This is a genomic window from Pseudomonas bubulae (assembly GCF_900618535.1).
Lineage (GTDB): Bacteria > Pseudomonadota > Gammaproteobacteria > Pseudomonadales > Pseudomonadaceae > Aquipseudomonas > Aquipseudomonas bubulae.
Map to the genome: position 1 here is coordinate 199089 of NZ_UYJA01000004.1, position 12570 is coordinate 211658.

The 12570-nt window shown below is 60.0% G+C and carries 9 protein-coding genes; 8 read left to right on the forward strand and 1 reads right to left on the reverse strand.

Going from position 1 to position 12570, the window contains the following annotated elements; all coding sequences use genetic code 11:
* Window positions 1–55: 55 nt before the first annotated feature.
* Together choW and choV are read left to right on the forward strand one after the other, a co-directional pair.
* The gene (gene choW, locus PPTH39_RS15435) at window positions 56–901 is read left to right on the forward strand and encodes a choline ABC transporter permease subunit (protein ID WP_094999813.1); all 846 of its coding nucleotides are present in this window, start codon (window positions 56–58) and stop codon (window positions 899–901) included.
* A complete protein-coding gene (gene choV / locus PPTH39_RS15440) occupies window positions 898–2076 on the forward strand; it encodes a choline ABC transporter ATP-binding protein (protein ID WP_130872159.1) in 1179 nt (392 codons plus the stop codon). Before choW ends, choV begins: the two co-directional genes overlap by 4 nt.
* Window positions 2077–2201: 125 nt before the next feature.
* On the opposite strand, the gene PPTH39_RS15445 is transcribed toward choV, so the two are convergent.
* Window positions 2202–4139: a BCCT family transporter gene (locus tag PPTH39_RS15445; protein WP_232527653.1), complete on the reverse strand. Its 1938-nt coding sequence runs from the start codon at window positions 4137–4139 to the stop codon at window positions 2202–2204.
* A gap of 476 nt (window positions 4140–4615) precedes the next feature.
* On the opposite strand from PPTH39_RS15445, the gene betI reads away from it, so the two are divergent.
* The 6 genes from betI to PPTH39_RS15475 all read left to right on the forward strand — a co-directional run bounded on the left by betI (window position 4616) and on the right by PPTH39_RS15475 (window position 12536).
* Complete coding sequence (gene betI, locus PPTH39_RS15450) at window positions 4616–5209, forward strand: transcriptional regulator BetI (protein WP_094999810.1); 594 nt, start codon at window positions 4616–4618, stop codon at window positions 5207–5209.
* A gap of 109 nt (window positions 5210–5318) precedes the next feature.
* On the forward strand, window positions 5319–6791 hold the full coding sequence (betB, locus tag PPTH39_RS15455) for a betaine-aldehyde dehydrogenase (protein WP_094999809.1): 1473 nt from the start codon (window positions 5319–5321) through the stop codon (window positions 6789–6791).
* A gap of 141 nt (window positions 6792–6932) precedes the next feature.
* A complete protein-coding gene (gene betA, locus PPTH39_RS15460; protein WP_094999808.1) occupies window positions 6933–8636 on the forward strand; it encodes a choline dehydrogenase in 1704 nt (567 codons plus the stop codon).
* A gap of 292 nt (window positions 8637–8928) precedes the next feature.
* The gene (locus tag PPTH39_RS15465) at window positions 8929–9624 is read left to right on the forward strand and encodes an RraA family protein (RefSeq protein ID WP_094999807.1); all 696 of its coding nucleotides are present in this window, start codon (window positions 8929–8931) and stop codon (window positions 9622–9624) included.
* A 132-nt stretch (window positions 9625–9756) separates the two neighbouring features.
* Entirely contained in the window at window positions 9757–11199 is a 1443-nt protein-coding gene (locus tag PPTH39_RS15470; RefSeq protein ID WP_130872160.1) for a TldD/PmbA family protein, read from the forward strand.
* The gene (locus PPTH39_RS15475; RefSeq protein WP_094999805.1) at window positions 11199–12536 is read left to right on the forward strand and encodes a TldD/PmbA family protein; all 1338 of its coding nucleotides are present in this window, start codon (window positions 11199–11201) and stop codon (window positions 12534–12536) included. The genes PPTH39_RS15470 and PPTH39_RS15475 overlap by 1 nt, the downstream gene beginning before the upstream one ends.
* The last annotated feature ends 34 nt before the right edge of the window (window positions 12537–12570 follow it).

Consider the following 12570-nt stretch of genomic DNA (forward strand, 5'->3'; position numbering starts at 1 on the left):
GCGGCAACTGCGCCCGGCTCCGTTTCAATTCCCCTGCATGCGGACGTTCACTACCATGCTGATTGATCAAAAAATCCCTCTGGGCGATTACATTGCAAACTTCGTCGACTGGCTGACCCAGCACGGCGCCAGCACCTTCGATGCCATCGCCAGCACGCTGGAAGCCATGATCCACGCTGTGACCTTTGCCCTCACCTGGTTCAATCCCTTTGTGTTTATCGGGCTGATTGCACTGTTTGCCCACTTTATCCAGCGCAAGTGGGGGCTCACGGTTTTTGTGGCGCTGTCGTTTCTGCTGATCCTTAACCTGGGGTATTGGCAAGAAACCATGGAAACCCTGGCCCAGGTGCTGTTCGCTACATTTGTATGCGTGATCATCGGCGTGCCGCTAGGAATTCTCGCGGCGCACAAACCCATGTTCTACACCTTTATGCGTCCTGTTCTCGACCTGATGCAGACCGTTCCTACCTTCGTTTACCTGATCCCGACCCTGACCCTGTTCGGGCTGGGCGTGGTGCCGGGGCTGATTTCCACAGTGGTATTTGCCATTGCCGCGCCGATCCGCCTGACTTACCTGGGCATCCGCGATGTCCCCCATGAGTTGCTTGATGCGGGTAAGGCCTTTGGCTGCTCCCGTCGCCAGTTGCTCACCCGTATCGAGCTTCCCCACGCCATGCCGAGCATCGCCGCCGGGATTACCCAATGCATCATGCTGTCATTGTCGATGGTGGTGATCGCCGCCCTGGTGGGTGCCGATGGTCTGGGCAAACCGGTGGTCAATGCCCTCAACACTGCCGATATCGCCTTGGGCTTTGAAGCCGGGCTGGCGATCGTGCTGCTGGCCATCATGCTCGACCGTATCTGCAAGCAGCCGGACGCCAAAGCAGGAGCCGACGCATGAGTATTATCCGTTTCGATAATGTTGACGTGATCTTCGCCAAAGACCCCCGGGCAGCACTCGGCCTTCTGGACCAGGGCTTGTCGCGGGATCAGATCCTGAAAAAAACCGGGCAGATTGTTGGCGTGGAAAAGTCCAGCCTGGACATCGAAAAAGGTGAAATCTGCGTACTGATGGGTTTGTCAGGCTCGGGGAAATCCAGCTTGCTGCGCTGCATCAACGGGCTCAATACGGTCAGTCGCGGCCAGTTGTATGTAGAGCACGAAGGCAAACAGATAGACATTGCCTCGTGCACCCCTGCCGAACTGAAGATGATGCGCACCAAGCGCATCGCCATGGTGTTTCAGAAATTCGCCCTGATGCCCTGGCTGACGGTGCGCGAAAACATCAGCTTCGGGCTGGAGATGCAGGGCCGTCCCGAAAAGGAACGCCGCACCCTGGTGGATGAAAAACTTGAGCTGGTGGGTCTGACCCAATGGCGCAATAAAAAGCCCGATGAGTTGAGCGGCGGCATGCAGCAGCGGGTTGGCCTGGCGCGGGCACTGGCGATGGACGCCGATATCCTGCTGATGGACGAACCCTTTTCGGCACTTGACCCGTTGATCCGCCAGGGCTTGCAGGATGAGTTGCTGGAACTGCAACACAAGCTGAACAAGACCATTGTGTTTGTCAGCCATGACCTGGACGAAGCACTCAAGCTGGGCAGCCGCATTGCGATCATGAAAGACGGCAAGATCGTGCAGTACAGCAAGCCTGAAGAAATCGTGCTCAACCCCGCCGATGACTATGTACGCACCTTTGTTGCCCATACCAACCCGCTCAACGTGCTGTGCGGACGCAGCCTGATGCGCACACTGGACAACTGCAAACGCATCAATGGCTCGGTGTGCATCGACCCGGGGGATGACTCGTGGATTGATCTGGCGGAGGGCAACACCATAAAAGGCGTGCGCCAGGGTGCTGCTGTGGTGGACCTGCAACACTGGAAAAGCGGTCAGGCAGTAGAAGGCCTGGGGCGTGGGCCAACCCTGGTGGACAGTGGCATCGGCATGCGCGATGCACTACAGATCCGTTACCAGACCGGCAACAAACTGGTGCTGCACGACGATCACAAAGTGGTAGGGATACTGGGGGATACAGAGCTGTATCACGCGCTGCTGGGCAAGAATCTGGGGTAGGCATTACCCTCACCCCAACCCTCTCCCGGAGGGAGAGGGAGCTGACTTGTGGAGATAGTGAGTCAGCATGCAGTCAGTCCCCTCTCCCTCCGGGAGAGGGTTAGGGTGAGGGGCTTTTGCAGTTCTTAGCTATATACGCGGCCAAGGAGTTGGCGATGGCTTTCAAACTGATCGAGCACGTCACGGCTGATCTGCTCCTGGGTGAAGCCCATCAAGTCGTACTCCTGGTTACCGTTGTGCAAGTACACCTCAGCGCGGTAATAACGGCTGCGCACTTCGTCTTCACCCGACTCGCTCGGTGCGGCCAGGTAGCCATCCAGGCTGACTTCGTAGACAAACGGGTTGCCTTCTTCCATTTCAACCCGCACGCCCATGCAACGCTTGGCGCTGCCCAGCAGGGTCTGCACATCAAGCCCCTGACTACGCAATTGTACCGCCGCATCTTCCAGTGCCGGGGTCACGTGTTTGTCCATAAAACGCTGCACCACGGCTTGAGTCGGTTGCAGGTCCTGTGCAGTCAGCCGCTCGCTGAAACCACGACGGCCACGGGCAGCCAGCTCGGCTTGTTCCTGTTCAACCAGAGTGTCCTGGCGCATCGCCTTGTGCAGGCCAAACATAAACAGGATCAATACCACCGAAAACGGCAAACCGGCCAGTACCACCATGGTTTGCATCGCCGCAAAGTTACCGGCAAACAGCAGACCGATAGTCACCAGCGTGATTACCGCCGACCAGAAGATCCGCAGCCAGTGCGGCGCATCTTCGTCCACATCACCGCCTTTGCACGACAGGTTGGCCATCATCACCGCGCCGGAGTCGGCCGGGGTCAGGAACAGCACAAAGCCGACAAAGATCGAGACACCGATAACAACTTTCGACGCAGGGTAATGCTCAAGCAGTTGATAAATCGCCATCGACGGCTGCTCAAGCGCCGTTTTACCCAGTTCCACGGCACCGTGGTTAACCACCAGGTCCAGCGCCGAGTTACCGAAGATCGACAACCAGGCCAAGGTGAAGCCCAGCGGAATCAACAGCACGCCCGCCACCAGTTCACGCACCGTGCGACCACGGGAAATACGCGCGATAAACATCCCGACAAATGGGGCCCAGGAAATCCACCAGGCCCAGTAGAACAGAGTCCACAGGCCCAGCCAGCCTTCGGTTTTCCTGCTGTCGCCTTCGTACACGTACAGGTCAAAGGTTTTCATCACGATACCGTTGAGGTAGTCGCCGGTGTTTTGCACAAAACCGTTGAGCAGGTGCAGGGTCGGACCGAACAGCAGCACGAAAATCAGCAGGCCACTGAACAGGATAATGTTCAGGTTGGACAGTCGGCGGATGCCGTTCTCAACACCCGAGACTGCAGCAATGGTCGCCACGGTGCTCATCACGATGATCACGATCAACAGGTTGGTGTTGCTGTGTTCCATGCCGAACAGGTTCTCAAGCCCCGACGACACCTGCATCGAACCAATGCCCAGGTTGGTCACCAGACCCAGCAGTGTCACGAACATACCGAAGCCATCCACCGCATGGCCCGCAGCACCTTTGACCCAGCGCTCGCCCATCAACGGATACAGCGCCGAACGCAACGCCAGCGGCTGGTTGTGACGGTAGGCAAAATAGGCCACGGCCAGACCGACCAGCGCGTAAATCGCCCAGCCATGCAGACCCCAGTGCAGGAAAGTCAGTTGCAACGCCTGGCGCGCTGCTTCATGGCTGCCCGACACGCCTTCAGGCGGGTTGAAGTAGTGATCCAGCGGCTCGGATGCGCCGAAGTACAGCAGCGAAATACCGATACCGGACGAGAACAGCATCCCGGCCCAGGCGCCATAGCTGAAATCCGGGGTGTCCTGTTTCGTTCCCAGTTTCAATTTTCCGTAGGACGAAAACGCCAACCCGACCACAAAGATCAGATAAGCAGCGATGACTACCATGTAGTACCAGCCGAAGCTGCGCGACAGCCATTCCTGGGCCACACCCAGGATACGGCCCGCTTCTTCGGGAGCAATGATCAGGATGGCAGTCAGCAAAAGTATCAAGGCAGTGGAGGTGTAAAACACCCAACCGTTGACCGTCACCTTTTGCGGTGGGGTCTTTATAAGAGAGGCAGAACTCATTGCACGGATGCTCCAGGGAGTGCGAGACAAGGACTTAAGGCAACGCACCACACGACCATTCGCCTAGATAGCGACCAACGGTCGAGTGATATAAAGACACCGCTAAAAAACCGGACCCGCCCAGACCGCGTTCAAAACCTGTGTGCGTCCCCTTGAAATCAAGGGCTGCCCCGCGTGGTCTGATGCGTTGTGCCTGTTTGGATCTCCCGTCAGCGCCTGCGAAAGCCTGCTTCTGCTTGGGTTCCATGGGAATTTACCGTGTCGATTTGCGCCATTCATGCGTAGGAAAACGACATAAATCGCGACGATTTGTCGCAGAGCTTATTCTTTGTTGATTGAACGTTCAATCAAAACAAAATAGACTGGCTGCCGTTCAGTGATGTTTTTGCACTGACCGCCGGCCCAAGGAGATTTGCGAAATGCCCAAGGTCGGTATGCAACCCATACGCCGCCAGCAGTTGATCGAAGCCACATTGACGGCTGTCGATCAGGTCGGGATGGCAGATGCCAGCATTGCGCTGATTGCCCGTCTGGCCGGTGTGTCCAACGGCATCATCAGTCACTACTTCAAAGACAAGAACGGTCTGATTGCCGCCACCATGCGGTACTTGATGAACGTCTTGATCGACAACGTCACCGAGCGCCGCCAGGCGTTGGGCGACGACAGCCCGCGGGCTCATTTACAGGTCATCGTCGAGGGCAACTTCGACGCCAGCCAGGTCAATGGCCCGGCAATGAAAACCTGGCTGGCCTTTTGGGCGGCCAGCATGCACCAACCTTCGTTGCACAGATTGCAGCGGATCAACGACCACCGCTTGTACTCCAATCTGTGCTGCCAGTTCCGCCGGGTGTTGCCCCAGGCCCAGGCCCGCAATGCAGCACGAGGCCTGGCAGCGCTCATCGATGGTCTATGGTTGCGGGGTGCCCTTTCCGGTGACGGCTTCGACACCGACCAGGCACAACGCATCTGCTACGAATATATGGATCTACAACTGGCGAAACAGGTGAGTTAGGCCCAATTAACGCTTAACCCCTGAACTGTCGTGAATCTGCGGTGCCACAGCTAGAGGGCACCCGACTCACGATTAACGCCCACCACTTGTCTGCACTTGCGAGGATTTTATGGCCCGTTTCGAACTGCAAAAACTCTACATCGACGGCGGCTACACCGACGCCGGTAGCGACGCTACTTTCGATGCCATCAACCCGGCTAACGGCGAAGTCCTCGCGCAAGTGCAACGCGCTACCAAAGAAGACGTCGAGCGCGCTGTAGTCAGCGCCGAAAAAGGCCAGAAAATCTGGGCCGCCATGACGTCCATGGAGCGTTCACGCATCCTGCGTCGCGCCGTGGAAATCCTGCGCGAGCGCAACGATGAACTGGCCGCCCTGGAAACCCTGGACACCGGCAAGTCGTACTCCGAAACCCGTTATGTCGACATCGTCACCGGCGCCGACGTACTGGAGTACTACGCAGGTCTGGCGCCCGCCATCGAAGGCGAGCAAATCCCGCTGCGCGACACTTCGTTCGTGTACACCCGTCGCGAGCCGTTGGGCGTTGTGGCCGGTATCGGCGCGTGGAACTACCCGATCCAGATCGCCCTGTGGAAATCCGCACCGGCCCTGGCTGCCGGCAACGCGATGATCTTCAAGCCAAGTGAAGTCACTTCCCTGACTACCCTGAAGCTCGCCGAAGTCTTCACCGCAGCGGGCCTGCCGGACGGCGTGTTCAACGTTCTGACTGGCAGCGGCCGTGAAGTGGGCACCTGGCTGACCGAGCACCCGCGCATCGCGAAAATCTCGTTCACCGGCGGCACCGATACCGGCAAGAAAGTCACCGCCAGTGCTACCCAGTCGTCGCTCAAAGACGTGACCATGGAACTGGGCGGCAAATCACCGCTGATCATTTTCGACGACGCCGACCTGGATCGCGCCGCGGATACCGCGATGATGGCCAACTTCTACAGCTCGGGCCAGGTGTGCACCAACGGCACCCGCGTATTTATCCCGACGGCCATGAAAGCGGCGTTTGAAGCCAAGATTCTGGAGCGCGTAGCGCGCATCCGTATCGGCAACCCGCAAGACGAAAACACCAACTTCGGCCCGCTGGTCAGCTTTGCTCACATGGAAAGCGTGCTGGGCTACATTGCCAAGGGCAAAGAAGAAGGCGCCCGCCTGCTGTGCGGCGGTGAACGCCTGACCGAAGGTGATCTGGCCAAAGGCGCATTCGTGGCACCGACCGTGTTCACCGACTGCACCGATGACATGACCATCGTCAAAGAAGAAATCTTCGGCCCGGTCATGAGCATCCTCACCTACGACAGCGAAGAAGAAGTGATCCGCCGCGCCAACGACACCGAGTTCGGCCTGGCTGCCGGCGTCGTGACCAAGGACCTGAACCGCGCTCACCGCGTGATTCATCAGCTGGAAGCGGGCATTTGCTGGATCAACGCCTGGGGTGAGTCCGACGCAAAAATGCCGGTGGGCGGCTACAAGCAATCGGGCATTGGCCGTGAAAACGGTATCAGCTCGCTGGCTCAGTACACCCAGATCAAATCGGTACAGGTAGAGCTGGGCGACTACGTTTCGGTGTTCTAAACCGACAGGCCCGCATAAACCCTGTGGGAGCGGGCTTGCTCGTGATACAGGCGACGCGGTGCATCAGTTGCACCGCGCTGATGCAATCGCGAGCAGGCTCGCTCCCACAAGCTCTGCCACAACTTCAAAGAGGGTGCATTTATGTCCCAAGAATTCGATTACATCATCATTGGTGCCGGCTCTGCCGGTAACACCCTGGCGACCCGTCTGACTGAAGACCAAGGCGTCACCGTGCTGCTGCTTGAAGCAGGCGGCCCGGACTACCGTTTCGACTTCCGCACGCAGATGCCTGCGGCGCTGGCATTCCCGCTGCAAGGGCGTCGCTACAACTGGGCCTTCGAGACCGATCCAGAGCCACACATGGATAACCGTCGCATGGAATGTGGCCGCGGCAAGGGCCTGGGCGGTTCGTCCCTGATCAACGGCATGTGCTACATCCGCGGTAACGCGATGGACTACGACGGCTGGGCGAAATACCCGGGCCTCGAAGACTGGTCGTACCTGGACTGCCTGCCGTACTTCCGCAAAGCCGAAACCCGCGATATCGGCCCCAACGACTACCACGGTGGCGATGGTCCGGTCAGCGTGACCACGCCCAAAGCCGGGAACAACGTGTTGTTCCACGCCATGGTTGAAGCCGGTGTACAGGCCGGTTACCCGCGCACCGAAGACCTGAACGGCTATCAGCAGGAAGGTTTCGGCCCGATGGACCGTACCGTGACGCCGAACGGCCGTCGCGCCAGTACCGCCCGCGGCTACCTGGACACGGCCAAGCAGCGTTCGACCCTGAAAATCGTCACCCACGCCCTGACCGACAAGATCCTGTTTGAAGGTAAACGCGCCGTTGGCGTTTCCTATATGGTCGGCGACAGCGACACCCGCATCCAGGCCAAGGCCCGCAAGGAAGTACTGCTGTGCAGCGGCGCAATCGGCTCGCCAACCGTGCTGCAACGCTCCGGCGTCGGCCCGGCCGAACTGCTCAACAGCCTCGATATCCCGGTGGTGCACGACCTCCCGGGCGTTGGCCAGAACCTGCAGGATCACCTTGAGTTGTACCTGCAATACGCCTGCACCCAGCCGGTGTCGCTGTACCCGTCGCTGCTTTGGTACAACCAGCCGGCCATTGGTGCCGAGTGGCTGTTCCTGGGCAAAGGCATCGGTGCCAGCAACCAGTTTGAAGCCGGTGGTTTTATTCGCACCCGCGAAGAATTCGAATGGCCGAACATCCAGTACCACTTCCTGCCGGTAGCGATTAACTACAACGGCAGCAACGGGGTGAAAGAACACGGTTTCCAGGCGCACATGGGCTCCATGCGTTCGCCGAGCCGTGGCCGGATCAATGTGAAGTCCAAGGACCCGCGCGAGTATCCGAGCATCCTGTTCAACTACATGGCCAGCGAGCAGGACTGGCAGGAATTCCGCGACGGCATCCGCCTGACCCGTGAAATCATGCAGCAGCCAGCACTGGATGCATTCCGTGGCCGTGAAATCAGCCCGGGCATCGACAAGCAGACCGACGAAGAGCTGGATACCTTTATCCGCGAACACGCCGAGACCGCGTTCCACCCGTCCTGCTCGTGCAAAATGGGCACCGACGAAATGGCTGTAGTCGACGGCGAAGGCCGTGTGCATGGCATGCAGGGCCTGCGTGTGGTCGATGCCTCGATCATGCCGCTGATCACCACCGGTAACCTCAATGCACCGACGATCATGATCGCCGAGAAAATTGCCGACAAGATCCGTGGCCGCCAGCCGGAGCCGCGCAGCACTGCCGACTACTACGTCGCAGGCGACGCGCCGGTACGCGGCAAGCCGCTGCGTGAAGTGAGCCGTACTGCGCAGTAAGCACTATCCGTAGCAGTTGACGAGCGGAGCGAGGCTACGTCCGGCGGCACAGCCGTCGTAAATTCAGGTGATGCGGTTCTTCTGATGAATCGCGTCATCTGGTTTCACGGTCGCTTCGCAACCGGACGCAGCCTCGTTCCTTCGGCAGCTGCTACGAATTTTGTGTAACTCTTGAGTTTCATCTTGCCCCGCTTGCCCCCGCTTCAGCGCAGGCCTAATCTAGTGCCTCGCTTCGCGCCACACCCCCCCGCCCCACCCGACATGCCAGCCTTGCCTGGCCAAGAGGTTTTCTATGTTTGATGTTGTCTCTTCGAGCAAATGGCCGACCGGCTTCCTGATTAATCCAAACGCAGAACCTCTCGATCCAAAATGGCTCACCGAATTCAGCAAGATCCCCGCAGCCGCAGTCAGTGACTGTCTGGGCCGCAACGTGGGTGGCCTGGGCCTCAAGCCGTTCCACGGTACCCGCCCGATGCTGGGCAGCGCGCTGACCGTCCGTGTACGCCCGGGCGACAACCTGATGATCCTCAAAGCCATGCAAATGGCCCGCCCCGGCGATGTGCTGGTGATCGACGGCAGTGCCGACCTGACCCGTGCCGTGTTCGGCGGCATCATGCGTGCCATGGCCCTCAAGGCCGGGATTGTCGGCGTGGTGATCAACGGCGCCTTGCGCGACCTCGACGAGTGGCAGACCGGTGAACTGCCCGCCTATGCCATCGGCGGCGTACATCGCGGCCCGAGCACTGACGGCGGCGGCGAAATCAACGTCCCCATCTCATGCGCCGGTATGCTGGTAATGCCAGGCGACCTGATGATCGGCGACGGTGACGGCGTGGTTGCGGCTTCGCGCAGTGAACTGCCGGAATTGCTGATCCGTTGCCACGATCTGCTGGCCCGTGAACAGGCAACGCTCAAGGCAATCAAAGAAGGCACCCTGGACCCGGACCGTTTTGACGCCATCCTGCGCGCCAAGGGTTGCCCGGTTTAACACGCTACGCGCGCCCCTGTGGGAGCGGGCTTGCTCGCGATGGCATCACCGCGGTCCAGCGGGTTAACCGCACTGCCTGCATCGTGAGCAAGCCCGCTCCCACAGACCCACCAAGTCCAAGGAGGTCTGTGCATGTTCGATTTCTACCCTCAGCTCAAGCAGCGCTTTGCCGCACTGCGCACCCGGGCCGAGTTCTTTTCGTTACGCTATGTACGCGAGTCCGGGCAATACCTGTCGGTACGCAAGAACGTCGCAGAGCCTCCCTCATTCAGTCACGACCAAGGCGCCATGCTCACCGTGCGGTTGCGCGGTATCGAAGCCTACGCCGCCACCAACGACCTGTTCCAGGCCGGCCTGCAGGCGGCCCTCGACCGCGCCGAAGCCCAGGCCCAGCTGATCGCCGGGCATGCGCTGCTCAACCTGAGCCAGGAACCGGTGTGCCATGAGCGCGCCGACTTTTTCTCACCCGATCTTGACCAGGCTTTCCCCTCACTCAGCGAGTGCTTTGCCCTGCTGGGCGCCGAATCAGCCGCCGTACCCAAAGACGAGCGGCTGGTGAGCTGGGTGGTTTCGCTGGGCCTCAATCACGTCGAGCAAATCTACCTGAACAGCGCTGGCGCCGAGTTGCGCCGGGCGCAGCGCTTCGTTTACCCGGGCATGGGCGTCACCGCCTATGACGGCAACGATAGCCAGAGCCGCAGCCTGGGCCGCGAAAACTTCGGCCAGCAAGGTGGCGCCGATGTGATCAGCCGCTGCGGGCTGATCGGTGCCGCACCCCAGGTCGCCGATCAGGCCCTGCAATTGCTGCTGGCACCCAATGCTCCGGTCGGCAAACGCGATCTGCTGCTGATGCCCGACCAGATGATCCTGCAAATCCATGAGTCCATCGGACACCCGCTGGAACTGGACCGCATTCTCGGTGACGAGCGCAATTACGCCGGTACCAGCTTCGTCAAGGCCAGCGACTTCGGCAGCCTGCAATATGGCTCAAAGCTGCTGAACGTGACCTTCGACCCAACCATCCCCGAGGAGCTCGCCAGCTACCGCTTCGACGACGACGGCACCCCGGCCTACAAGGAGTTCCTGATCCGCGAAGGCTTGCTGCTACGCCCGCTGGGTGGCGCACTGTCACAGTTCCGCTCGGGCCTCGAAGGCGTGGCCAACAGCCGCGCCTGCGGCTGGAACCGGCCACCGATTGACCGTATGGCCAACCTCAATATCGAGCCAGGCGATCAGTCGCTTGAGCAAATGATCGGCGGTATCGAAAGCGGTATTCTGATGGCCACCAACCGGTCCTGGTCGATCGACGACGCGCGCAACAAGTTCCAGTTCGGTTGCGAGTGGGGCCAGTTGATCGAGGAAGGTGAACTCAAGGGCGTGGTCAAAAACCCCAACTACCGGGGCATTTCCGATCAGTTCTGGCGCAACCTCAGCGCCGTGGGCGACGCCAGCACCTTCAAGGTGCTGGGCACCCCGAACTGCGGCAAGGGCGAACCCAACCAGGTGATCCGCGTGGGCCATGCGTCCCCCGCCTGCGTGTTCAGTCAAATCGATGTGTTTGGAGGTGATGCCTGATGAGTACCCCATTGAGTCAGGCCGAGCAGTTCAAGGGGTTGGTCGAGTGGTTGGGCAAAGCGATCCTTGCGCCTGAGCAGTTCACCCTGGGCTATAACGGCGAAGCATCGGAATTTATCCGTTTCAACAAGGGCAAGGTGCGTCAGGCCGGACAGGTGCAACAGGCCAGCCTGAGCCTGAAGCTGATCCACGACGGCCGCCACGCCGATGTGAACCTCACCCTGGCTGGCGAGCCTAATGTCGACAAACAGCGCCTGGCCGATGCCCTGCGGCAACTGCGCGACACCTTGCCATTGTTGCCCGCCGATCCGTATTTACTGCTCAACCCGCAGCCGTGGAACAGCCATAACGTGCAGAACCAGCCCCTGCCGGACACGGCCCGGGTTCTGGAAGAAATCCGCAGTGCATCCAAAGGCGTAGATCTGGTCGGATTTTATGCCAGCGGCCCGATCAGCTACGGCTATGCCAGCTCCGAGGGCGCGTTTGGCTGGCATCAGGCCAATAGCTTCAATTTCGACTGGAGTTTGTTCCACAGCAACGGTCAGGCGGTCAAGGCCAGCTACGCCGGCGCCGACTGGGACAGCGAACGTTTCGCCCGGCGCATGCAACTGGCCCGCGAGCAACTGAGTTTCCTCGATCGCCCGCTGCATGCCCTGGCGCCCGGTGAGTACCGAGCCTACCTGGCGCCGGCGGCGCTGGAAGAAGTGATGAGCATGCTGTGCTGGGGCGGTTTTTCGGCCCAGGCACTGGCCAGCAAATCCAGCCCGCTGCAAAAGCTCTACGCGGGCGATGCGCAACTGAGCCCGCTGGTGTCGTTTGACGAGCAGGTCAGCCAGTCCCTGAGCCCGGCGTTTTCCGGCGAGGGGTATCCGCGTCAGGACTTGTCGCTGGTCAAACACGGCAAGGCCGAGCAGCAACTGGTGAGCTCGCGCAGTGCTGCTGAATATGGCCTTGAGGTCAACGGTGCACCGGAGGGCGAAGCCCCGAGCGCACTGGCGATGGCGGCAGGGAGCCTGGTGCAGGCCGACATCCTCAAGCAGTTGGGCACCGGGTTGTATATCAGCAACCTGTGGTACCTGAACTACTCGGACCAACCGGCCGCCCGCCTGACCGGCATGACCCGCTTTGCCACTTTCTGGGTGGAAAACGGCGAGATAAAGGCCCCGGTCAACACCATGCGCTTTGATGACAGCGTCTATAGTCTGCTGGGTTCACAACTGGAAGCGCTGACAGCCGAGCGTGAGTTGTTGCTGTCGGCCAGCACCTACGACCAACGCCAGACGGCGTCGAATCTGCTGCCGGGGGCATTGGTCAAAAAGCTCACGCTGACGCTGTAACACCTGTGGGAGCGGGCTTGCTCGCGATTGCGTC

What these genes read in the sequence shown, in the direction of transcription:
- choV (WP_130872159.1), top strand. Translation starts at nt 898, where the DNA reads ATGAGTATTATCCGTTTCGATAATGTTGACGTGATCTTCGCCAAAGAC.
- PPTH39_RS15475 (WP_094999805.1), top strand. Translation starts at nt 11,199, where the DNA reads ATGAGTACCCCATTGAGTCAGGCCGAGCAGTTCAAGGGGTTGGTCGAG.
- betI (WP_094999810.1), top strand. Translation starts at nt 4,616, where the DNA reads ATGCCCAAGGTCGGTATGCAACCCATACGCCGCCAGCAGTTGATCGAA.
- PPTH39_RS15465 (WP_094999807.1), top strand. Translation starts at nt 8,929, where the DNA reads ATGTTTGATGTTGTCTCTTCGAGCAAATGGCCGACCGGCTTCCTGATT.
- PPTH39_RS15470 (WP_130872160.1), top strand. Translation starts at nt 9,757, where the DNA reads ATGTTCGATTTCTACCCTCAGCTCAAGCAGCGCTTTGCCGCACTGCGC.
- choW (WP_094999813.1), top strand. Translation starts at nt 56, where the DNA reads ATGCTGATTGATCAAAAAATCCCTCTGGGCGATTACATTGCAAACTTC.
- betB (WP_094999809.1), top strand. Translation starts at nt 5,319, where the DNA reads ATGGCCCGTTTCGAACTGCAAAAACTCTACATCGACGGCGGCTACACC.
- betA (WP_094999808.1), top strand. Translation starts at nt 6,933, where the DNA reads ATGTCCCAAGAATTCGATTACATCATCATTGGTGCCGGCTCTGCCGGT.